At 69.8% G+C, this 22,041-nt stretch carries 21 protein-coding genes and 1 pseudogene; 12 read left to right on the top strand and 10 right to left on the bottom strand.

The features are described from left to right. Positions 1-21: 21 nt before the first annotated feature. Positions 22-222 (bottom strand): hypothetical protein, encoded by a 201-nt coding sequence (locus tag ABR571_RS11325; protein ID WP_409453307.1) that lies wholly within the window; start codon positions 220-222, stop codon positions 22-24. 69 nt (positions 223-291) lie between these two features. Between ABR571_RS11325 and ABR571_RS11320 the strand changes: the two genes are divergently transcribed. Continuing rightward, the gene (locus ABR571_RS11320) at positions 292-1,134 is read left to right on the top strand and encodes a nicotinate-nucleotide--dimethylbenzimidazole phosphoribosyltransferase (protein ID WP_409453306.1); all 843 of its coding nucleotides are present in this window, start codon (positions 292-294) and stop codon (positions 1,132-1,134) included. Next, positions 1,127-2,287: an AI-2E family transporter gene (locus ABR571_RS11315; RefSeq protein ID WP_409453305.1), complete on the top strand. Its 1,161-nt coding sequence runs from the start codon at positions 1,127-1,129 to the stop codon at positions 2,285-2,287. The genes ABR571_RS11320 and ABR571_RS11315 overlap by 8 nt, the downstream gene beginning before the upstream one ends. Before the next feature lie 8 nt (positions 2,288-2,295). Here ABR571_RS11315 and gcvT read toward each other — a convergent pair whose 3' ends face one another. Further along, positions 2,296-3,435, bottom strand: coding sequence for a glycine cleavage system aminomethyltransferase GcvT (gcvT, locus tag ABR571_RS11310; protein WP_409453304.1), 1,140 nt, complete (start codon positions 3,433-3,435; stop codon positions 2,296-2,298). 41 nt (positions 3,436-3,476) lie between these two features. On the opposite strand from gcvT, the gene ABR571_RS11305 reads away from it, so the two are divergent. After that, positions 3,477-4,928: a leucyl aminopeptidase gene (locus ABR571_RS11305; RefSeq protein WP_409453303.1), complete on the top strand. Its 1,452-nt coding sequence runs from the start codon at positions 3,477-3,479 to the stop codon at positions 4,926-4,928. On the opposite strand, the gene ABR571_RS11300 is transcribed toward ABR571_RS11305, so the two are convergent. Both ABR571_RS11300 and ABR571_RS11295 read right to left on the bottom strand, forming a co-directional pair. Then, complete coding sequence (locus ABR571_RS11300) at positions 4,897-5,514, bottom strand: hypothetical protein (protein WP_409453302.1); 618 nt, start codon at positions 5,512-5,514, stop codon at positions 4,897-4,899. The genes ABR571_RS11305 and ABR571_RS11300 overlap by 32 nt on opposite strands. After that, the gene (locus ABR571_RS11295) at positions 5,511-5,861 is read right to left on the bottom strand and encodes an oxidoreductase (RefSeq protein ID WP_409453301.1); all 351 of its coding nucleotides are present in this window, start codon (positions 5,859-5,861) and stop codon (positions 5,511-5,513) included. The genes ABR571_RS11300 and ABR571_RS11295 overlap by 4 nt, the downstream gene beginning before the upstream one ends. A 205-nt stretch (positions 5,862-6,066) precedes the next feature. Here ABR571_RS11295 and lpdA point away from each other — a divergent pair, with 205 nt between their 5' ends. From lpdA to ABR571_RS11280, 3 genes and pseudogenes are all read left to right on the top strand, one after another. Next, a complete protein-coding gene (lpdA, locus tag ABR571_RS11290; protein ID WP_409453300.1) occupies positions 6,067-7,446 on the top strand; it encodes a dihydrolipoyl dehydrogenase in 1,380 nt (459 codons plus the stop codon). Between the two features lie 21 nt (positions 7,447-7,467). Continuing rightward, a pseudogene (gene sucB / locus ABR571_RS11285) lies at positions 7,468-9,051 on the top strand (2-oxoglutarate dehydrogenase, E2 component, dihydrolipoamide succinyltransferase); the annotation flags it as partial. Between the two features lie 7 nt (positions 9,052-9,058). After that, the gene (locus ABR571_RS11280; protein WP_409453299.1) at positions 9,059-9,955 is read left to right on the top strand and encodes a TIGR01777 family oxidoreductase; all 897 of its coding nucleotides are present in this window, start codon (positions 9,059-9,061) and stop codon (positions 9,953-9,955) included. 3 nt (positions 9,956-9,958) lie between these two features. Here the strand turns inward: ABR571_RS11280 and ABR571_RS11275 are convergent, their stop codons facing one another. After that, the gene (locus ABR571_RS11275) at positions 9,959-11,530 is read right to left on the bottom strand and encodes a serine/threonine-protein kinase (RefSeq protein WP_409453320.1); all 1,572 of its coding nucleotides are present in this window, start codon (positions 11,528-11,530) and stop codon (positions 9,959-9,961) included. Between the two features lie 147 nt (positions 11,531-11,677). Then, positions 11,678-13,906 (bottom strand): MMPL family transporter, encoded by a 2,229-nt coding sequence (locus ABR571_RS11270; protein ID WP_409453298.1) that lies wholly within the window; start codon positions 13,904-13,906, stop codon positions 11,678-11,680. A gap of 139 nt (positions 13,907-14,045) precedes the next feature. On the opposite strand from ABR571_RS11270, the gene lipB reads away from it, so the two are divergent. From lipB to lipA, 3 genes are all read left to right on the top strand, one after another. Next, positions 14,046-14,675 (top strand): lipoyl(octanoyl) transferase LipB, encoded by a 630-nt coding sequence (gene lipB / locus ABR571_RS11265; RefSeq protein WP_409453319.1) that lies wholly within the window; start codon positions 14,046-14,048, stop codon positions 14,673-14,675. 72 nt (positions 14,676-14,747) lie between these two features. After that, positions 14,748-15,020, top strand: a complete 273-nt coding sequence (locus tag ABR571_RS11260) for a hypothetical protein (RefSeq protein ID WP_409453297.1) — start codon at positions 14,748-14,750, stop codon at positions 15,018-15,020. A 34-nt stretch (positions 15,021-15,054) separates the two neighbouring features. Then, a complete protein-coding gene (gene lipA / locus ABR571_RS11255; protein WP_409453296.1) occupies positions 15,055-15,990 on the top strand; it encodes a lipoyl synthase in 936 nt (311 codons plus the stop codon). Position 15,991: 1 nt separating this feature from the next. Here the strand turns inward: lipA and ABR571_RS11250 are convergent, their stop codons facing one another. Further along, a complete protein-coding gene (locus ABR571_RS11250; RefSeq protein WP_409453295.1) occupies positions 15,992-16,762 on the bottom strand; it encodes a C40 family peptidase in 771 nt (256 codons plus the stop codon). Between the two features lie 222 nt (positions 16,763-16,984). Here ABR571_RS11250 and ABR571_RS11245 point away from each other — a divergent pair, with 222 nt between their 5' ends. From ABR571_RS11245 to glnA, 3 genes are all read left to right on the top strand, one after another. Next, a complete protein-coding gene (locus ABR571_RS11245; RefSeq protein ID WP_409453294.1) occupies positions 16,985-17,752 on the top strand; it encodes a DUF4191 domain-containing protein in 768 nt (255 codons plus the stop codon). A gap of 7 nt (positions 17,753-17,759) precedes the next feature. Then, complete coding sequence (locus tag ABR571_RS11240) at positions 17,760-18,182, top strand: RDD family protein (protein ID WP_409453293.1); 423 nt, start codon at positions 17,760-17,762, stop codon at positions 18,180-18,182. Positions 18,183-18,294: 112 nt separating this feature from the next. Beyond that, positions 18,295-19,719, top strand: a complete 1,425-nt coding sequence (gene glnA, locus ABR571_RS11235) for a type I glutamate--ammonia ligase (RefSeq protein ID WP_409453292.1) — start codon at positions 18,295-18,297, stop codon at positions 19,717-19,719. A 127-nt stretch (positions 19,720-19,846) separates the two neighbouring features. Here the strand turns inward: glnA and xerC are convergent, their stop codons facing one another. The 3 genes from xerC to ABR571_RS11220 form a co-directional block, all read right to left on the bottom strand. Next, positions 19,847-20,920, bottom strand: a complete 1,074-nt coding sequence (xerC, locus tag ABR571_RS11230) for a tyrosine recombinase XerC (protein ID WP_409453291.1) — start codon at positions 20,918-20,920, stop codon at positions 19,847-19,849. Between the two features lie 65 nt (positions 20,921-20,985). Continuing rightward, positions 20,986-21,210 (bottom strand): helix-turn-helix domain-containing protein, encoded by a 225-nt coding sequence (locus tag ABR571_RS11225; protein WP_409453290.1) that lies wholly within the window; start codon positions 21,208-21,210, stop codon positions 20,986-20,988. A 337-nt stretch (positions 21,211-21,547) separates the two neighbouring features. Beyond that, positions 21,548-22,041, bottom strand: a 494-nt coding sequence (locus ABR571_RS11220) for a hypothetical protein (RefSeq protein ID WP_409453289.1), incomplete at its 5' end; no start/stop codon positions are given.

The following is a 22,041-nucleotide window of genomic DNA, read 5'->3' as shown; positions in this document are numbered from 1 at the left end:
GTGGCTCCGGAATGGACGGGGTCAGCCCTCGGCGAGCGACATGGGGCCGTAGACCTTGCGGCCCTCCTCGAACAACGTCGCCTGGGCGACCCCGTCGTCGGCCAGCTCCCGCCAATGCTCACCGAGCCAGCTCTCCGCGTCGGACTGGTTCTGGTGCCCGGGCGAGGACGGGGTGGGCAGCTCGGTTCCGTCGGCCGCCTCGAGTCGCCACGTCCACGTCATTGCCAGCCTCCGCTCGATCGGTGCGCGATCCTTCGGGACCCTAGTCGAGCGCCTGGGCATACTGAGCCGGTGACCGCCCCCCTGCTCGACCTGGGCGCCGACGTGGACTGGACGGACGCAGAGGCAGCCGCGGCGGCCCGAGCCCAGACTCGGACCGGATCGGGCCGCTTGGCCGAGCTGGTCGAGTGGCTGGCTGCCACCGCCGGCCGCTTCCCGCCGGGGCGGTCGACCCGCCCCCGCTGCATCGTCATCGGCGAGGTCGAGGACTCGGTGGCCGAGCTCGCCGACTCCCTGGACGTCGGTGTGCGGGAAATCGACCTTCCCGGCGACCCCCGGGCGGCCTTCGCGCAGGCTACGGCGATCGCCGACGACGAGGCGGACTCCGGCACCGACCTCACCGTGCTGGCCGCGCACGATCCGACCAATGCGGCCGCAATCAGCGTCGGGCTGCTCACCGGCACCGAGCCGGTCGCCCTGCTTCCCCGGGGCGCGGCCGCGATCGACACCCAGGGGTGGGTGACCCGGGCCGAGGACCTGCGCGACGCCCGCCGACGAGTGGCCGCGTTGCGCAGCCGACCCGACGACCTGCTGGCCGCGCTCGACAGCCCGGTCTTCGCCGCGTCGGTCGGATTCCTGCTGCGGGCCACCGGACGGCGCACGCCGATCATCCTGGACGGGACGGGAGCCGCCGCTGCCGCACTGTTCTGCTTCGACATCCAGACCCGGGTGGCGCGTTGGTGGCAGTTCGCCGACACCTCCGACGACCGCATCCACCAGAAGGTGGTTGCCGAACTCGCCGTCCGGCCACTGCTGAACATCGGCACCAGCCGGGGGAACGGCACGGCGGGGCTGCTCGCGATCGGCCTCCTCCGCGCCGCCGCCATGACCAGTGCGGAGGCCGACAGTGAGTAAGAACTCCGACGAGAACGCGATGGACGAGGTGACGTGGGGCGTCCGCGTCGCCGCGGCCTGGACGTGGCGGCTGCTCGTCATCGGCCTCGGCATCTACATCCTTGGCCGCGCCTTTCTCAAGATCGAACTGGTCGCCTTCTCCTTCGTCCTGGCGCTGTTCTTCACCGCGGTACTGCATCCTCTCGAGGTCTTCTTCCGGCGCGTTCCCGGCTCCCGCTCGGTGTCCTCCCTGCTCGCGTTGCTGGTCGGCATCGCCGCGTTCGCGGCCATCGCCTCGTTCGTCACGTGGCAGATCAGCGCCCACTCCTCCGAGCTGGCCGACCAGCTGAGCAACTTCGTGGCGAAGACGCGGGATTGGCTGCACAAGGGCCCGTTGCATCTCAAGTCGTCCGACGTCGACAAGATGGCCGAGAAGCTGACCAAGACGATCAAGGATCACCAAGGCCAGCTCATCAGCGGCGCGCTGCAGACGGCCCGTACCATCCTCGAGGCGCTCGGCGCGATACTGCTCATCCTGCTGTCGACATTCTTTCTGCTCCGCGACGGCGACCAGATCTGGGAATGGACGGTGCGGCTGTTCCCCCGTGCGGCGCACAAACGGCTCGACCTCGCCGGCCGGGCCGGCTGGGGCACGCTCGGCGGCTACATGCGCGGGCAGGTGCTCATCGCGGTGTTCCACGGCATCTCGGTGATGATCGTGCTGTTCGTGCTGCGCATACCGCTCGCCGCGGCACTCGGCGTGCTGATCTTCCTGGGCTCCTTCGTCCCCCTGGTCGGCCTGACGGTAACCGGCACGCTCTGTGTGGCCGTCGCCCTTCTGGAACACGGGGTGACCGCGGCGATCGTCGTGGCCATCGCGATCATCGTTCTCGTGCAGCTCGAGGCACACCTGTTGCAGCCGTTGATCATGAGTCGCAGCGTGGAAGTTCATCCGTTGGCGATCGCGCTGTCCGTCCTGACCGGCACGCTGCTGGCCGGGATAGTCGGCGCCCTGCTCGCCGTCCCGTTCGTCGCCTTCCTCAATTCGACGATCAACGCGTTGCGCAATTCGCCGGCGCTTCCGGTCGGCGATTCCGGGTTTCCGGTCGAGCACACGACCGAACCGGGCGGCAAGCCGGTCGACGCCGCCGATCCCGACGATCCGGAACCGTAGGCCGCGAATCAGCGGACGTGGGACTCCACGAACGGCGGACGGACCACGCGTACCTTGCTGCGCCGCCCCCGGACGTCGACCTCCAACTCGTCGCCGTCCTCGACGCCGGAGTCGGTCGAGATCAAGGCCAGGCCGATGCCGACGCGCCTCGTCGGTGAGAAGGTGCCGCTGGTGACTTCGCCGACGGTCTCGCCGCCCGCGGCCAGAACCGGCATGTGCGCCCGCGGAATGCCCCGGTCGAGCGACTCCAGTCCCCGCAGCACCCGGGCCGGCCCGGCCGCCTTCTCGGCCAGCAGCGCGTCCCGGCCCCAGAATTGCTCCTTCTTCCAGCCGACGGCCCAGCCGGAGCGGGCCTGCAACGGCGAGATGTCGAGTGACAGGTCCTGGCCGTGCAGCGGATAGCCCATCTCGGTGCGCAAGGTGTCCCGCGCGCCGAGGCCGGCGGGCATGCCGCCGAGCCCGCGGACGACGTCGGCCAGCGCGTCCCAGAGCGGTAGCGCGTCGTCCCACCGCGGAAGGAGTTCGTAGCCGTGCTCGCCTGTGTAGCCGGTGCGGCAGATGCGGACCGGGCGCCCGTCCCATGCCGCGTCGGCATAGGACATGTAGTTCAGCGCCGACGGGAGGCCCAGCCGGTCCAGCACGTCGGCCGCGCGCGGCCCCTGGACGGCGAGGACGCCGAAGTCGCGGTGCCGGCCGGTGACCTCGACGCCGTCGGGGGCGGCCCCGGCCAACCGGCGCACGACCTCGTCGGTGTTGGCGGCGTTGGGGACGAGGAACACGTCGTCGTCACTGACGAGATAGGCGATCAGGTCGTCGACCACGCCGCCCGACTGGTCGCAGCACAGCGTGTACTGCGCCTGCCCGGGTTCGATCCGGCCGAGATCGTTGGACAGGCAGCGGTTGACGAAGTCCCGCGCGCCGCGGCCCTGGACCGTCGCCTTGCCGAGGTGTGACACGTCGAAGAGGCCGACCGCGTCGCGCACGGCCGAGTGTTCCTTCAACACACCGCCGCCACTCGCGGTGTACTCGATGGGCATCTCCCATCCGCCGAAGTCGGCGAGCTTCGCGCCCAGGGCGACGTGTCGGTCGTGCAGCGGGGAACGCAGAAGGTCGTGCGTTGCCTCTGATTCGCTTGCGAGCTCGCTCATGCGCGACAACCTACCGAGCGGGCGCTGCATACGATCACGTCATGCCGTCGGTCTCTGTCACGTCCCCCACCGCAGCAATCCGTGCCGACGCTGTGGTGATCGGTATCCGCAGGACGAAGGACGGACCGCGGCCGGCCCCCGGTGCCGAGCCGGTCGAGGCGGCACTGGGCCAGCGGCTGGGCCAGGCGCTCCGGGCGCTCGAGGCCAAAGGCAAGCCGGAGGAGATCGTCAAGATCCCCACGCTCGGCCTGGCCGACTATCCACTCGTCCTGGGCGTCGGCCTCGGCGAGGACCCTGCCGACGGCGAGGCCGCCCGCCGAGCCGCCGGCGTCGCGCTGCGGGCGCTGACCGGCTCACGGCGCGTGCACCTCGCTCTCGACGCCCCCGCCGGCGCGCTGGTCGAAGGCGCTCTGCTCGGTGCCTACGCGTTCAGCCCGTACAAGTCCCGGCCGGCCAAGCGAGAACTGCGGGCCATCACGCTGGCCGCTCCGGCCTCGGCCCGCGCCGAGGTGCGGCGGGCGGTGATCGTGGCCGAGGCGGTCGCGCTCACCCGCGACCTGGTGAACACGCCCCCGAACGACCTCTATCCGCAGACTTTCGCCGAGCGGGTGCGGGCGCTGGCCGAGGAGCGCGGGCTGACTGTCGAGGTCCTCGACGAGCGCGCGCTCAAGCGCGGCAAGTTCGGGGGGATCCTCGGGGTCGGGCAAGGCAGCGTCCACCTGCCCCGGCTGGTCCGCATCAGCTACCGGCCGGCCAAACCGAAGGCGCACGTCGCCCTGGTCGGCAAGGGCATCACGTACGACTCCGGCGGTCTGAACCTCAAGACGGCGAACCTCACCTGGATGAAGTCCGACATGGGTGGCGCCGCGGCCGTCATCGCCAGCACGTTCGCGCTCGCGGCGCTGAAGGTGCCGGTGTCGGTCACCGTCACCGTCCCGATGGCGGAGAACCTGCCGTCAGCGACGTCCTACCGACCGTCGGACATCCTCACCATGCGCAGCGGCCGCACGGTCGAGGTGACCGACACCGACGCCGAGGGGCGCCTCATCCTGGCCGACGCCATCACCCGCGCCGCCGAGGACGCCCCCGATCGGCTGATCGAGGTATCCACGCTCACGGGCGCGCAGATGGTGGCGCTGGGCACCCGGGTCATCGGGGCCATGGGCGAACCGGAGTGGCGCGACGCCGTGGTCTCCGCCGCCGACGCCGCCGGCGAGGGGGCCTGGGCGATGCCGCTGCCGGCCCATCTGCGCCGCGACCTCGACTCCCCCGTCGCCGACCTGGTGAACGTGCCCAGCGAGCGGTTCGGCGGCATGCTGGTCGCCGGCCGATTCCTGCAGGAGTTTGTCCCCGACCACCTGCCCTGGGTGCACCTCGACATCGCCGGACCGGCGTACAACAACGGCGGACCGCGCGACTACACGCCCAAGGGCGGAACCGGTGCCGGCGTCCGGACGCTCATCACGGCCGTCGAGCAGCTTGCCGCCGGTTGATCGCGATCGCGTCGTCGGCGGCGCGCACGGCCCGTTCCCAGCGGATGTGCAGGCTGCGGTAGGCCCGGGTCCGGATCCGCTCGGCGTGCACCGCCGCCCAGCCGCAGAGGATGGCCAGCGGCAGCTCGCCACACAGCGCGAGCACGATTGCCAGAGCCATTTCGCCGTGCCCGGCCGAACTTGTGAACACGTCGAACCAGGCGTCGACGACCAGCATCATCGACGCGACGGCGGCAACGGGGCCGGTCGCGGCGTGGCGCCGCAGCGCGCAGAACGCCAGGAGCGCGAGGACGGACCACATGGCGCAGTCGAAACCGAGCCACGCGAGGTCGTAGTGCTCGGCCCTAACCTTCGAAGGAAGGGTGAAGCCGAGGTAGACGAGCCACGGCAGGAAGCCGACGAGGCTGCCCACGGCCAACGCGCCTATCCATCGCGGCAGGGGTAGCCGGTCGGCGCGGCGGGCACCGACGAGCGCGGCGCCGAGTGCCTCGACCGGAGTGCCGGACGGCAGGTCGGGCGGCGGCTCGTCCCGCGGGAACGGCAACGGACGGGGCCGAGGGTGCCCGTGCTCGCCGGGAAGCGTCATGACGGGACCCCGTCGGAGCCGCCGAACGATCGGCCGCCGGACTCTTTGCGTCGGGCCGTCCAGTCACGCATGCGTTGGGGATACCCCACCTTGACCGCGTCATATAGCGGAATCGCGTGTTTCTTGGCCAGGCTCTCGGCCGCGTGCGTGTCGCTCACCCGCCGGCGCGTCCACTCGCCGTCAGCGGCGACGAGCACGACCGTCGTGTCGGTGACCGCGGTTCGGGGTTCGAGGTAGGCCTCGACGCCCTGCCGTGAACGGATGAACTCGCGCAGATGGTCGACGTCGCCGGAGGTCGCCGCGCGCAGCGTTCCCGGCCGATTGCGGCCGCGCCTGAGCAGACCCACGTCCGATCGCACCGCCCTCGCCGTCGCCCGGCCCGCCCCGGGGTTGCGCTCATGATGGCATCGCCACCTCAGAACCGGCCCAGAAAGGTCGCCTACCTATCGGTAGCCGACTGCCGCTGCAGCGCGTCGAGCCGCAGTGCCAAGATGGTCCGAGGCGACCGTCGGGAGATTCGACCGGCGGTCTCGGAACGAGGCAGGAGCACCCGTGGCAGACATTCAATCCGATCTCGTGATCCTCGGCGGCGGCAGCGGTGGCTACGCGGCCGCGTTGCGGGCGGCCGAACTGGGCAAGTCGGTGACGCTGATCGAGAAGGACAAGGTCGGCGGAACCTGCCTGCACCGCGGGTGCATCCCCACCAAGGCCCTGTTGCACGCCGGCGAGATCGCCGACGGTGCGCGAGAGAGCGCCACCTTCGGCGTCAACGCCACCTTCGAGGGCGTCGACATGGCCGGCGTCCACAAGTACAAGGACGGCGTCATCTCGAAGAACTGGAAGGGCCTGCAGGGACTCATCAAGAGCCGCGGCATCCAGACGATCGAGGGCGAGGGCCGCCTCGTCGGCCCGAAGTCGGTGCAGGTCGGCGACGGCACCTACACCGGCGCCAACCTCGTCCTGGCCACCGGTTCCTACTCCCGGACCCTTCCGGGGCTCGACCTCGACGGGCAACGGGTCATCGCCAGCGAGCACGCGCTGCAGCTCGACCACGTGCCCGAGACCGCGGTGGTCCTGGGCGGCGGAGTGATCGGCTGCGAGTTCGCCTCGGCCTGGACGTCGTTCGGCTCGAAGGTCACGATCGTCGAGGCGCTGCCGCACCTCGTCCCCCTCGAGGACGAGGCCAACAGCAAGTTGCTCGAGCGCGCGTTCCGCCGCCGGGGCATCGGGTTCAAGCTCGGCGCCCGCTTCGAGAAGGTCGAGCACACCGACGCCGGCGTCCGGGTGACGCTCGAGGGCGGCGAGACCCTCGACGCCGAGGTCCTGCTCGTCTCGGTCGGCCGCGGGCCGACGACGGCCAACCTCGGTTACGAGGAGCAGGGCATCGCGATGGACCGCGGGTTCGTCACCGTCGACGAGTACTGCCGGACGTCGGTCGACGGCGTCTACGCGGTCGGCGACCTCATCCCGACCCTGCAGCTCGCCCACGTCGGGTTCGCCGAAGGGATCCTCGTCGCCGAGCACATCGCCGGGCTGCCGGTCGTCCCGATCGACTACGCCGGCGTCCCGCGCATCACGTACAGCCAGCCCGAGGTCGCCTCGGTCGGCTACACCGAGACGCAGGCGGCCGAGAAGTTCGGCGCCGACAACATCACCACGGTCACCTACGACCTGTCCGGTAACGGCCGCAGCGCGATCCTGAACACCAAGGGTGCCGTCAAGCTCGTCGCCGAGAAGGACGGCCCGGTTCTCGGCATCCACATCGTCGGCGACCGCGTCGGTGAGCTCATCGCCGAGGCGCAGCTCATCTACAACTGGGAAGCCCTGCCCAGCGAGGTCGCCCAGCTGATCCATCCGCACCCGACGCAGTCCGAGGCGATCGGTGAGGCGCACCTGCTTCTGGCCGGCAAGCCCCTGCACGTCCACGACTGACCCTCGTTCGCCGCCGCACCCGCTGAAGGAGCACACCAAACCATGCCGACGTCCGTGACCATGCCGCGCCTGGGTGAGAGCGTTACCGAGGGAACCGTGACCCGCTGGCTGAAGGCCGAGGGCGAGCACGTCGACGCCGACGAGCCGTTGCTCGAGGTCTCGACCGACAAGGTCGACACCGAGGTTCCCTCCCCCGCGTCCGGCACCCTGCTCTCGATCAAGGTCCAGGAGGACGAGACGGTCGAGATCGGTGTCGAGCTGGCCGTGATCGGCGAGGCGGGCGAGAGCGGAGGCGGTGAGGCCGACTCCGGTGACGCGGACTCCGGTGGCGCGGCGGCCGAGGAGCAGCCCGAACCGGAGCCGGAGCCGGAGCCGGAGCCGGAGCCGGAGCCGGAGCCGGAGCCGGAGCCCGAACCGGAGCCCGAACCCGAGCCGGTCGCCGAGCAGCGTCCGGAAGCCGAGCCCGAGCGCCCGACCGAGAAGCCGCGGCCGGCCCCCGCGCCGACCCCTGCGCCAGCCGCGTCGGGCAGCCGGCCGGCCAGCCCACCGGCCGCGACGCCGGAGGAACCTCCCGCCTCGGCACCGACTGAAACACCGACCGACTCGTCGGCCTCGGAGTCCTCATCGGACTCTCGCCCGGCCGATGTGGACGGCGACGAGGTTGCCGGCGCCTACGTGACCCCCCTGGTCCGCAAGCTGGCCGCCGAGCACAGCATCGACCTGTCGGCCATCGAGGGCACTGGCGTCGGCGGCCGCATCCGCAAGTCCGATGTGCTCGCCGCCGCCGAGAAGGCGGCCGAACCGGCTCCGGCAGCGCCGGCTGCGGCGCCGGCTGCCGCCACCACGGCGCCGACGCAGGCCCCGAACGCTGCGGCGGCCCAGCGCGGCAAGGTGGAGAAGATGTCGCGCATGCGGCAGGTCATCGCCACCCGCATGGTCGAGTCGCTGCAAACCTCCGCGCAGCTCACCACGGTCGTCGAAGTGGACGTCACCAAGATCGCCCGGCTGCGGCAGGCCGCCAAGGCGCAGTTCGAGGCGCGCGAGGGCGTCAAGTTGTCGTTCCTGCCCTTCTTCGCCGTCGCGGCCATCGAGGCCCTCAAAGCGCACCCCGTCGTCAACTCCTCCGTGGACATGGACGCGAAGACGATCACGTTCCACGACGCCGAACACCTGGGCATCGCCGTCGACACCGACCGCGGCCTGCTCGTCCCGGTCATCCACGACTCCGGCGACCTCAACCTGGCCGGTATCGCCCGCAAGATCGCCGACCTGGCCGAGCGCACCCGCGACAACAAGGTGAGCCCGGACGAGCTGGGCGGCGGGACGTTCACCCTGACCAACACCGGCAGCCGCGGCGCGCTGTTCGACACGCCAATCATCAACCAGCCGCAGGTCGGGATCCTGGGCACGGGCGCGGTCGTGAAGCGGCCGGTCGTGGTCACCAGCCCGGACCTCGGCGAGACCATCGCGATCCGGTCGATGGTGTATCTGGCGCTGTCCTACGACCACCGCATCGTCGACGGGGCCGACGCGGCCCGGTTCCTGGTGACGATGAAGGAGCGGTTGGAGGCCGGCGCCTTCGAGCGCGCGCTCGGGCTGAGCTAGGTCCGCCGTGGAGGTCGTGCTGGCCGGAGCGTCGGGCCTGATCGGCTCGGCGCTCAAGGCGTCGCTGCTGCGCGACGGGCACCGGGTGAAGATCCTGCTGCGGCGACCGGCTTCGGGCGAGGACGTCGACAGCTGGGACCCGGGTCGCGGCCGGCTCGACCCGGGCTTCGTCCGCGACGCCGACGCCGTGGTGTGCCTGTCCGGCGCGGGCGTCGGCGATCACCGCTGGACCGACTCGTACAAGCGGCAGATCCTGCAGAGCCGGGTCGACTCCGTCGCGACGGTGGCGCGAACCCTGGCCGACCTCGCGGGTGACGGTCGCGGGCCTCGAGTGCTGATCGCGGCGTCGGCCGTCGGCTTCTACGGCGACACCGGCGATCGGATCGTCGATGAGGACTCGCCGCCGGGCGACTCCTTCCTGTCCGAGGTATGCGTCCAGTGGGAAGCGGCCGCCGACCCGGCGCGCGCGGCCGGCGTCCGGGTCACCCACATCCGGTCGGGAATCGTGCTGGCCGAGGGCGGCGGCGCGCTGAAACGCCTCGTGCCGCTCGTCAAGGCCGGCGTCGGCGGCCGGCTGGGCAGCGGGAAGCAGTACATGGCGTGGATCTCGCAGACGGACGAGACCGCGGCGATCCGCTTCCTGCTCGAGCACGACGTCGCCGGGCCGGTGAACCTGACCGGGCCGTCGCCGGTATCGAATGCGGAGTTCACGAAGACCCTCGGCCGGCGCCTGCACCGGCCCGCGGTCTTCGCCGTTCCCGGGTTTGCTGCTCGGCTTGCGCTCGGCGAGTTCTCCGAGGACGTGCTGACCGGACAGCGGGCCACGCCGGCGCGACTGCTGGACGCGGGTTTCGAGTTCACCCATTCGACGCTGGACGCCGCGCTGGCGGCGGAGCTCGGCTGAGCATCACGCCGGCCGCTGGCCGGCGATCCGCACGCCGTCGGCGGTCCCGACCAGCTCCAACCGCAGTACTGCGGGGCCGGCACCGGCCGCCGTCCCTCGAAGTCGACCGGCACACATCAACCGCGACGACGCCAGCCGGGCGTTCACCGTGACAACCGCGCCGCGGTTGGTCGGCACGGCTCGCAGCCCCGAGTAGGTCGTGCGGGCCCCGGCGAGGCCGCAGCCCGCCGGAACGATGCGCGACAGCAGGGCCGAATCGGCCGCGAGTAGCGGACCGGGCGCGTACACCTGCTTCAGCAGCCCGGCGTCGCGCTGAGCGAAGGCTCGGGCCCGGATCGCGTCTAGGGCGGCGAGCCGGGTCGCCCACGCGGCCGCGGCCGACGCCGGCCGCGACCGCTGGGCTGACAGCCCCGTGGAAGTCTCAACTTTTCCGTGAGGTTGCACCTGATCGGCCGTATCGGCGGGCGGCGTGCTGCCCGCACCGGCCCAGACGAGCCCGGCGGCGAGGATCGCCCCGGCCAGCAGCACGGCCCCGAGGACAGCCGTCAGCCGCGGGGACGGTCGCCGTCGCGCCGGCGGCTGCGGGATGACCGGGCGCGGGCGCGGACCCACCATCCGGGTCGGCGGAGCGGCCCCCGGGACTCCACCGGACTCGGTGGGCCGGGCGAACGTCGGCCGACCGGCCGACGGTGGCTCGCCCGCCGGCGGTGCGGCATGCCGGGGACCTGTGCGCACCACCGGCTGCGGCTCGGCCCTTGCCCGACCGGCGCCGATTTCCACCGCCACCGGACAGCCGCTGTGCCGCAGGTCCAGGGCGAGATCGGCCGCCGTCCCGCGCCGCTGCGGATCCGGAGCGAGCGCCCGGCCGACGACCTCGGCCATGGTCTCCGGCACACCGGCGTGCGCGAGTTCCCCCCGCACGTCGACGAGTTCGCCGGCGGCGGCCCGGGCCAGGGCGGCAGCCGGCTGGGCGTCGGGCCAGGGCGGGCGGCCGGTAAGGGCATGCAGGGCGACGCCGCCGAGCATGAAGACGTCACTCGGGGGCCCGGGGACCCCGCCCGCGGCGACCGTCGGATCGACGTAGGCCGGCGTGGCCCCGACCTGGCTGTCGTCGCCGAGGAGCCGAGCGACGCCCACGTCGGCAAGCAGCGGAACACCGGCGCCGGTGAACAGCACGTTGGCGGCGCTGACGTCGGAATGGACGACGCCCTCACCGTGCAGGTAGGCCAGGGCCGCGGCCACGGGTGCCACGGCGGTGATGACCTCACCGGGCGTGATCCGCCCGCGGGGGGCCAGCAGGTCGGCGAGCGAGCCGCCCTCGGCCAGATCGAGCACGAGAACCACCGCGTCCTGGGTGTCCATGAGCGAGTGCAGGCGCACGAGGTTCGGGTGGTCGAGCGCACGCAGCAACGCGGCCTCGGCATGGGCTCGGGCCAGTTCGGTCTCGCTGGTGATGGCGATGCGCTTGAGCGCCACAAGCGCGCCGGAGCCGACGGCCCGGGCCCGCCAGACGTCACCCGACGCCCCGCCGCCGATGAGCCGCTCGACTGCGTACCCACGCAGCTTGAAGGGCATCACCGGCCAACCGTAGGTCGCGATCTTGGCCCGAGACCGGTTGTCCACAGGCCGAATCGCCCCAGGTTGCCCGCCCTCCGACGAGTTGTCCGCGCTACGCCACGCTATGACGTGGTGTAGCGCGGACAACTTCGAAGGGCGGGGAGCTCAGTCGCGGGCGTCCGCCGCCGACAACTTCGACGGCCACCAGATCTTCTTGCCGATCTCGTGACTGAGTGCCGGCACCAGGATCGAGCGCACCACGATCGTGTCGAGCAAAACGCCGAAGGCCACGGCGAAGCCGATCTCGGCGAGGAAGACGATCGGCAGCACACCCAGCACGACGAACGTGGCCGCCAGTACCGCACCGGCCGACGTGATCACCCCGCCGGTCACCGCCAATCCGCGCACGACGCCCTGGTGGGTCCCATGCCCGAGGGTTTCCTCTCGCACGCGGGTCATCAGGAAGATGTTGTAGTCGATGCCCAGCGCAACCAGGAACACGAACGCGAACAACGGGAACGCCGGGTCGGAGTTCGCGAAGTGGAACACATGGTTGAAGAAGACCGCGCTCACGCCCAGAGCCGCGACGAAGGACAGCACCACGGTGGCGACCAACAGCAGCGGTGCGATCAGGGCCCGCAGCACGATCGCCAGGACGACCAGGATGACCAGCAGGACGACCGGGATGATCACCTTGTTGTCGTGCCGCGACGCGTCCTGCACGTCCAGGGTTGCCGCGGACTGGCCACCTACGAGCGCACCGGGATCGGCCTTCTCGACGGCCTTCCGGACGTCGCGGATCGTTTGGTACGCGGCACTCGAGTCGTAGCTGTCGGTTAGTGTCGCGTTGACCAGCGTCTTGCGGTCGACCGGCTTCACCTGGAACTGCGGGTTGGCGCATCCCTGGGGGCCGAAGACCGTCTTGACCAGTCCGGGGTCGGCCTTGACCTTGTCCGGCGTGAGCACCTTGGCGACCTGACCGAAGTCGGTCGCGATGCAGACCTGGTCAGGGTCGATGCCCTTGACCTGCGCAGCCTTTGCCGCGACGGCCTCGGCCTTGTCGGTGGCCGTCAGGATCACCGCCGGCGCACCGGCGCCCTTGTTGAAGTGCTCGTTGTAGATGTGCTGACCGGTGATGGCCTCAGGCGTGTTGGTGAAGCCCTTCTCGGTGGACAGACCGGCGGTCTTCAGTGTGAATATTCCCGCGACGCAAGCGAGGAGGACGATCCCGGCGCTGACCCACGCGCGCCGGTAGTTCGTCGACAGCCACCGCGAGAACCGGCCCCATACGCCGTGCACCTCGAGGATGTCGGTCTGGTGATCGACCCGCGGCCGCTTGGGCCAGAAGATCCACCGTCCCGAGACCACGAGCAGCACGGGCAACACGGTGAGCATGACGATCACCGTGCAGGCGATACCGATCGCGCAGACGGGGCCGAGCCCGGCGGTGGAGTTCAACCGCGCGACGGTGAGGCAGATGAGCCCGAGAATCACCGTGACCGCCGACGCGATGATCGGTGGCGCGGCGCCCTTCCAGGCCGGGTTCATCGCCTCGACGCGGCTGTCGTACTCGTGCAGCTCTTCTCGATATCGGCTGATCAGCAGCAATGCGTAGTCCGTGCCGGCGCCGATCACCAGCACGGACAGGATCCCCTGGCTCTGACCGTTCAGGGTGATCGTGCCGTTCTTGGCCAGTCCGTAAATGACGATCGACGCCGCGCCGAGCGCGAGCACGGCGCAGACGATGGGAAACGCCCACAGGATCGGGCTGCGGTAGACGAACAGCAAGATGATGACGACGACCGCACCGGCCGCGATCAGGAGCGCGCCGTCCAGCCCGCTGAAGGCGTCGATGAAGGCGACGATGATGCCGCCGGCGCCGGCGCTGTGGATGGTGAGGCCGGACGGTGCGTTCTTGCGGGCGCCCTTCAGCACAGCCTTCTCAGCGTCGACGAGGTCGGGACCCTTGACCGACTTCCCGTTCGTCTTGCCGACGAGCGGCACGGCGACCGAGGCGGCGTCGCCGCTGAACTGGGGCGCGGCGACCTCATCGGCGGCCACGCCCTTGATGGTCCTGAACGAAGCGACGTCAGCGGCGATCTTCGCCTTGTCGCCGTCGGTCAATCCGCCCTTGCGCTGGTAGACGACGAAGCCGGGGATGGATTGGACGGTGGTGAACTTCTCTTGAGCCTTGGCCACCTTGGTCGAGTCGGCCGAGCCGGGCAGGAAGGACGAGTTGTCGTTCTTCTGGACGTCGGCCAGCTTGCCCTGGTAAGAGCCACCGGCCGCGCCGACGAGGAAGAACAGGATCGCCAGGGCGGTGAAAACCCAGACGATCCGCGGTCGGCGAGACGGAGAGGCGGTCCGGTCCGGAGCCTCGTCGATCAAGGTCATTGCTTCCTCCTGAGTAGTCCTCAGCACGCTAGCGAGAACCGGCGTCAACCTCGATGGGGTTTCACCCCTATTCACCCCTGACTTTCGTCATGAGCGAATCGCGGTTCGTCGGTACGGTTGAGACGTGAACGAATTGCGGATGGTTCGGGCGGGACGCGTCCGGTACGAGCAGGCCTGGGCGCAGCAGCGCGAGATCCACTCCGCCGTGGTGGCCGGGGCTGCCCCGGACACCGTTCTGTTGCTCGAGCATCCAGCCGTCTACACGGCCGGAAAGCGCACCGAGCCGGCCGAGCGACCCATCGACGGCACGCCGGTCGTCGATGTCGACCGCGGCGGGAAGATCACCTGGCACGGCCCGGGCCAACTCGTCGGGTACCCGATCGTGCGTCTGGCCGACCCGATCGATGTGGTCGCCTACGTCCGCCGGATGGAACGCATGCTGATCGCCGTGTGCACCGAGCTCGGTGTCGCCGGCCAGCAGGTCGCGGGCCGCAGCGGCGTGTGGCTGCCCGCCGACACCGCCGGTCCCGACCGCAAGCTCGCCGCGATCGGCATCCGCGTGGCGCAGGGGGTCACCCTGCACGGGTTCGCGCTGAACTGCGATCCCGACCTGACCTGGTACGACCGCATAGTGCCATGCGGGATCCGCGATGCCGGCGTCACTTCGCTCAGCCGCGAGCTCGGTCGCGACGTGCCGGTCGCCGAGGTGCTGCCGCTGGTCGAGCACCACTTGCCGGAGCTGCTCGCCGATCCCGTGGCCGCTGCGTAGCCGACGTTGCCCAGACACGCCAGGGCGGTCGACCGACGCGCTCGTGCGGTCCGTCTTTCGACGGTCGTAGTGGTGTGGCTCGGCGGGCTGGCAGCCGGCTTCTTCGGACTGCTCTCCGCCGCCGCTCGCTATGGCTGCGGCGCGTCCGACCACGGCTTAGCGTGCCGGACGTCCGGCTCCGTGGTCGGCATCCTGGTGGTGATCGCCGTCATCGTCGTCGTCACGACCGTGACGATCATGTCGAACGACCAGCCACCGCGGCGGCTCATAACCATGGGCGCGGCCGGTCTGGCGGCCCTCTTGCTGTGCTTCATCGCCGCCCGCGCGCTGCTGTCCACGGTGTGAAGGCCACCGGCCGCTGCGGCGTACGCTCGATGACGTGACCACCGTCCGCCCGAGTGCCCCGGAAGGGCGTCGGCTCCTCCGCATCGAACAGCGCAACACCGAGACGCCGATCGAGCGCAAACCCGAGTGGATCAAGACCCGCGCCAAGATGGGCCCGGAGTACACCGAGCTCAAGGCGCTGGTGCAGCGCGAGGGCTTGCACACGGTGTGCCAAGAGGCCGGTTGCCCCAACATCTACGAGTGCTGGGAGGACCGCGAGGCCACCTTCCTCATCGGCGGTGACCAGTGCACGCGCCGGTGCGACTTCTGCCAGATCGACACCGGGCGCCCGCTCCCCCTCGATCGCGACGAACCACGCCGGGTCGCCGAGAGCGTCCAGGCGATGGGCCTGCGCTACGCCACGATCACCGGGGTCGCCCGCGACGATCTCGCCGACGGCGGCGCGTGGCTGTACGCCGAGACCGTCCGCCAGATCCACGCGGTCAATCCGGGCACCGGCGTCGAACTGCTCGCGCCCGACTTCAACGCGGTGCCCGAGTTACTGGCCAAGGTGTTCGGCAGCCGCCCCGAGGTGTTCGCCCACAACATCGAGACGGTGCCGCGGATCTTCAAGCGCATCCGCCCGGGCTTTCGCTACGAACGCTCACTGGACGTCATCCGTGCGGCCCGGGCTGACGGTCTCGTCACCAAGTCGAACCTCATCCTCGGCATGGGCGAGGAGCGGGCCGAGATCAGCCAGGCGCTGCAGGACCTCCACGACGCGGGGTGCGAGCTGATCACCATCACCCAGTACCTGCGTCCGTCGCCCAAGCACCACCCGGTCGAGCGCTGGGTCAAGCCCGACGAGTTCGTCGAGCTGCGGGAAGAGGCTGAGGAGATCGGGTTCGCCGGCGTCATGAGCGGGCCACTGGTCCGCTCGTCCTACCGGGCCGGGCGCCTCTACCAGCAGGCGATCGCAGCCCGCTCCTGAGTCAGTGCCAATCGGTCCGGTACTCCACGTAACTCGACCACACCGCTTGGTAGCGAACGCCGTCGCGCACGGTCGCGGCCGCGTACTGCGTACCTCCACCGGCATAGACGGCGACGTGGTGGGCGTACCCGCCGCTCAGGTAGAAGACCAGATCGCCGGGACGCGCGTCGCTGCGGGCGATGCGTCGCATGCCCGTCGCGTGCCGCTGTTGTTCCGCGTTGTGCGGCAGCCAATGCACCTGCGCGTGGTAGTAGACGTACTGGGTGTAGCCCGAGCAGTCGAAGCCGCTGGGCGACGCCCCGCCCTCGACGTAGGGATATCCGACGTAGCGCTTGGCCACGCTGATGATCCGGGCGCTTGGCCCCGGATAGAAATGCGTCGCCGCGATGGTTCGCAGTATCACCGAGGGTGCCGTGGTCACAACCCCACGCGTCCGCGCCGTCACCTTGCCTGCGGTCGGCGCCCACGTGAACGTTGCGTCGAAGAGGTGGTCACCGGGGAATTTGTAGGCGGTGTTGAGGTAGGACGAAGGCCGGTTCGCCGAGGTGCTGCCGAGGTAGCGGCCGTCCACCCAGAACGTGACTCGCACAGCTGCCGCCGGACTGGCGGGGTCCTCTGCCCACCCGGTCACGTGGATGCGGTGTTCGAAGGTGTTCTGACTGGCCGCCCAGAGGTTGCCCCTCGGCGGAGCCGTCGACGCCCCCGCGACCGTGAGGGGCGCGGCCGTCGCCAGAACCAGTGTGGCGATGGCGAGAATGCTCCGCTTGATCACGCCGAAACCTCCGGAGTCGGTGCCCCGGACGACGAGACGATGAAGTTGGTCCCGTGAAGTATGCATAAAGTCTGGCGGACTGCCTAATCCGCGACGCCGCCCCCGGCCCAGTGGCCCCCGAGGGGCCGGAGGCCCGGGCGGGGCCATCTATTCTTGGTGCGAGTGGGCAGGCCACGAGCGAGCAGTCGAGAAGTGCTCGCGCACGAGCGAGGGAAACTACTAGTGGCGAAGACTGGGCCGGCCAAGGGCGCGAAACCCAAACTGTCGCGGGCGGACAAGAAGCTGGCCCGCGCCGCAAAGCGGGCCCAGCGGCGGGAGTCGTTCCGCAACATCCGCCAGGCGTTCAAGATCACCCGCGAGCAGGACCCGAAATTCCTGCCCGTCATGGTCATCGCGACCGTGCTGGCCGCTGCGGCGGTCTTCGTCATCGTCTTCCTCATCACCGGCTCCGTGTACCTGCCGATCCCGCTTGCCCTCGTCGTCGGTCTCGTCGTGGCGATGTTCGTCTTCTCCAGACGCGCCCAGAGATCGATGTTCGCCCAGGCCGAGGGCCAGGCCGGCGCGGCGGGCTGGATGCTCAAGCAGCAGCTGCGCGGCGACTGGCGGCTGACCGAGGCGGTGGCCGGGACGACCCAGCTCGACGCGGTCCACCGGCTCGTCGGCCGGCCCGGCGTCGTCCTGGTCGGCGAGGGCGCGCCGCACCGCGTGCGTGGCCTGCTTGCACAGGAGAAGAAGCGCACGGCCCGTGTGGTCGGCGAGACCCCGATCTACGACATCACCATCGGCACCGGCGAGGGCGACGTCCGCCTCTCCCGGCTCAACCGTTACCTGCTGAAGCTGCCCGCGAACCTGTCGAAGGACGAGGTCGGGACGCTCGAGAAGCGCCTCGCCGCGCTCGGCGGCACCCGGGCCGTCGGCCTGCCGAAGGGTCCGATGCCTCCGGGCGCGAAGATGCGCAACGTGCAGCGGTCCGTGCGCCGCCGTAGCTGACCGGGTGATGACCGCCCCGCAGACCTTCCGCGGCGAGAAGCTCGGCCTGCCCCAGGACGGCCGCGGTTCGCTCGCCCCCACCGGCGCTCGGCTGCTGGCGTTCCTGGTCGACGCGTTCGCGTCGGGCCTCGTCGCCGCCCTGTTCGTCCACCGCCACGGTGGGACGCTGGCCGACCGACTGCCGGGCAGCTGGAGCCTCATCCCGTTCGCGGTCGACTACGTCGTCGGCACCCTCGTCGCCGGCAGGACGATCGGCATGTACCTCACCGGCCTGCGACTGGTCCGGGTCAGCCGGTCGGTCGCCGTCGACCCCCCGCGAACGATCGGCCGCACGGCGCTGCTCTGCCTGCTCGTACCCGCCGTCATCTTCGACCGCGACGGGCGGGGTTTGCACGATCGGCTGACCGACACCGCCGTGGTCCGGGCCTGACCGATGTGCCAGGCTGACCGCGAGCGCGAAACATTCCGGAAACATTCGGGATACCCGCCAGCAACCGCGCAGACATAAATTCGCGGCTCACACACTGTTCAACGGAGGACGGATGTTCACTAGCTCCGACGAGGTCCTGAGCTTCATCAAGAAGGAGGGCGTCGAGTTCGTCGACGTCCGGTTCACGGACCTCCCCGGCCAGCAGCAGCACTTCAACGTGCCCGCCGCAACGCTGCCGGAGGACTTCTTCACCGAGGGCGTCATGTTCGACGGCTCGTCGATCCGCGGGTTCGCTGCGATCCACAAGTCCGACATGAAGCTGATCCCGGACGTCGAGACGGCCTACGTCGACCCGTTCCGCGCGGCGAAGACCCTGAACGTCAACTTCTCCATCGTCGAGCCGCGGACGGGCGAGCCGTACGAGCGCGACCCCCGCCAGGTCGCCACCAAGGCCGAGGAGTGGCTGCGCACGACCGGCATCGCCGACACCGTGTACTTCGGCCCCGAGGCGGAGTTCTACGTCTTCGACGACGTGCGCTTCCAGACGTCACAGAACGCCGGTTTTTATCACATCGATTCGATCGAGGGCGCCTGGAACACCGGCCGCGTCGAAGAGGGTGGCAACCGCGGTTACAAGACCCGGTACAAGGGCGGCTACTTCCCGGTCCCCCCGGTCGACCACTACGCCGACCTGCGTGACCAGATGAGCAGCGCGCTCATCGCGTCGGGCATCCAGATCGAGCGGGCGCACCACGAGGTCGGCACGGCCGGTCAGGCCGAGATCAACTACAAGTTCGACACGCTGACCAAGGCCGGCGACGACGTCCTGAAGTTCAAGTACATCATCAAGAACGTGGCGTGGGCGAACGGCAAGACCGCGACGTTCATGCCCAAGCCGCTGTTCGGCGACAACGGCTCGGGAATGCACTGCCACCAGTCGCTGTGGAAGGACGGCTCCCCGCTGTTCTACGACGAGCTCGGCTACGCCGGCCTCTCTGACACGGCCCGCTACTACATCGGCGGCCTGCTGCACCACGCGCCGGCGCTGCTCGCCTTCACCAACCCGACCGTGAATTCCTTCCACCGGCTCGTCCCCGGATTCGAGGCGCCGGTCAACCTGGTCTACAGCTCGGGCAACCGCTCGGCCTGCATCCGGGTGCCCATCACCGGCACGAACCCGAAGGCCAAGCGCATCGAGTTCCGCATCCCCGACCCGTCGGCGAACCCGTACCTCGCGTTCTCCGCCATGCTCATGGCCGGCGTGGACGGCATCCGCAACAAGATCGAGCCGCCGGCACCCGTGGACAAGGACCTGTACGAGCTGCCGCCGGACGAGGCCGCCGCCATCGCCCAGGTGCCCGGATCGCTCAACGAGGTGCTCAACGCCCTCGAGGCCGACCACGAGTTCCTCACCGAAGGGAACGTGTTCACCGAGGATCTCATCGACGCGTGGATCAGCTACAAGCGCGCGAACGAGATCGACCCGATCCGGCTGCGGCCGCACCCGCACGAGTTCGAGCTCTACTACGACGTATGACTTGAACTGACGCTGGAGGCCCCGGACTCCGGGGCCTCCAGCGTGTTTACGGGCTGGACACGCCTGGTTCGGTCCGCAAATAGTCCGCAAGATTCCGCGGAGGTCCGCACGGACGGCTCCGCTGTGGTCATCGAGCGCTCGTGCCGGTAGCTGGCCTCGGGCGCGACGCGATCGCGGCGGACACCGCCGCGCGTGATGCCTCGTCCTTATCCGGCCACAGATGGCCGTACACGTCGAGGGTCGTCTTCGCACTGGCGTGCCGGAGTCGAGCCTGGACGACCTTGACGTCCAGGCCGTCGGCGATGAGCAGGCTGGCGAAGTAGTGGCGCAGGTCGTGGAAACGGAATTCCGGCGGCAGATCGGGGACCTGGAGCCGGGCACGGCGCAGTGCGCGCTGAATGGCCCACGGGCCGGCCGGACGACCGATGTCGTCGGTGACTAGTGCGGCGCCCCGCCCCCGAGCAACGGCGGCAGAGAGCAGTAGAGCGAGATCGTTCGGGATGGGGATCGACGTCCGACTCATCTCCGACTTCAGCGGATCCGCCGGCCATTGGATGGCAGGCGACACGACTCCGCGCATGAAGTCGACGTCGTCGGGGCGCAGCGCGGCGGCCTCGGCCAACCGCAAGCCAACAAACGCGCCGAGAAGCACTGCCGGTTGCAGACCGACCGCGAAAGCGTCGTGCAATTGCCAGACCTGATCGGTCGACGCCACATATGGCCGTTGTGAACCGGTGCGGGGTGAGGTTCGGCGCGAGCATGGATTGCGAGCGATGATGCCGTCATGGACGGCGTCGTTGAAGATCTGTGACAGCCGCGCATGGAGTGCGTACACGTAGGAGGTGGCCCGTCCGGCTGCCTTTAGTTCCCCAGTCCATGAGCGGACGTCGGACGGTCTGACTGCAGACAGGGGTGTCGCGCCGAATTTGGCTAGGATGATCTTGACGTGCACCTCAGCCTGGCGCACGGTCGAGCCGCGTCGTGATCCGTAACCGGCGAGCCAGGTTTGGCACCATTCGTCGACGGTGGTGCGAGCTGTCCTGGGGTCGACGTAGTCACCACGCACTTTGGCGGCGGTGACTCCGTCGAGCCAGCGCTGCGCGTCGATTTTTCGCTCGAAATGTCGAGCGTGCTCCTTGCCTGCGCCGTCACGATAACGGGCCCGCCACCGGCCGTCGTTGCGCTTCGCAACACTAGACATCTGATCGCCTCCGGGTGATCAGGCTACGTCGAATGAGAGACATCGGACGAAAGTCATGCGACGGCTCACGCGACATCGCTGCTGCGGTTGCTGCGCTGGTTGCGTAGCCAGCGCTGGACTTCGCTGCGGGGGTAGCGGACGTGGCGGCCGATCTTGTAGCTGTCGGGTCCGGTGTGTTGGTGGCGCCAGTAGCGCAGGGTGGCGTCGGGGACGCGGAGCAGTTCGGCGACTTCGTGCAGGGTGAGTAGGTCGTCGATGTCGTCGTCGCGGTTGCCGTCGGTGGTGTTCATGATCAGTTCCTCTCGTCGATGATGGTCGTCACTGAAGGTGGCGTGGTCGGTGCCGGCGGACACGTTTGATCGAAGTTCTTCATCCCGGCCCGAGTTGGTCGTGCTCTGCTCCTCTCAATTAGGTTCGGGTCTGGTTGTAGCGCGGGGGTATGCCACGACCGCTGTCGAAGATGGTTGGTCGCGATGCCCCTGCACCTGCAGTAAGTGCGTCGGCGGGCGGGAAACACGACAGCAGCAGGCGCCTGAGGGTGAAGTCTTGGGCCGCAGTGTCGTTGGCTGTCGTTGGCTGCGTTGTCCGGCGGTGTTTGAAAAATCCGGCAGGGCGTCAGGGCACGGGTCAGCGGCTGATGCCGTGGCCGGGCTGGTCATGAAAAATTTCTGGCACAGTGCCTACCCCAGGACTACGTGGCGCGACTTCACGCCTGTTTGCGTACTCCGTGAGCGCGCGGGCGGCCTGCCACGAGGCGCGCTGTTCGCGGTCGACGCGCCACGCAGTGCGGGCAACCTCGACGAGGTCGGCTGGTTGGGCACGGAGGGTGGGTTCGGCGCGCAGCGCGGCGATCTGGCTGCGCGCCCTCGCCAGTTCGGCCGCGTCGATGGTGATGGCTTGTTCGACCTGTGCGAGGCGAGCTTCCGGTTCGTCGACTCGCCCGAGGGTGCCGTAGTGCTGCAGCGCCATCGAGTAGTGCTGTTCGGTCTGGCGCAGTTCGTGCCAGGCCGCGCTCTTGGCCTGGCTCGCCTGCTGCGCCGCCTCTCGTGCGACCAGGTAGTCGGGGTGGGCGTGCTCGGCCGCGGTCCGGGCGTAAGCGTCGAAGGCGTGGTGGTGGCGTG

The sequence above is a fragment of the Jatrophihabitans sp. genome (genome assembly GCF_046262535.1).
In the GTDB taxonomy this organism is placed as follows: Bacteria; Actinomycetota; Actinomycetes; order Mycobacteriales; family Jatrophihabitantaceae; genus Jatrophihabitans.
Note: the sequence above shows the minus strand (reverse complement) of the source record. Positions and strands in the feature narration are given on the sequence as shown.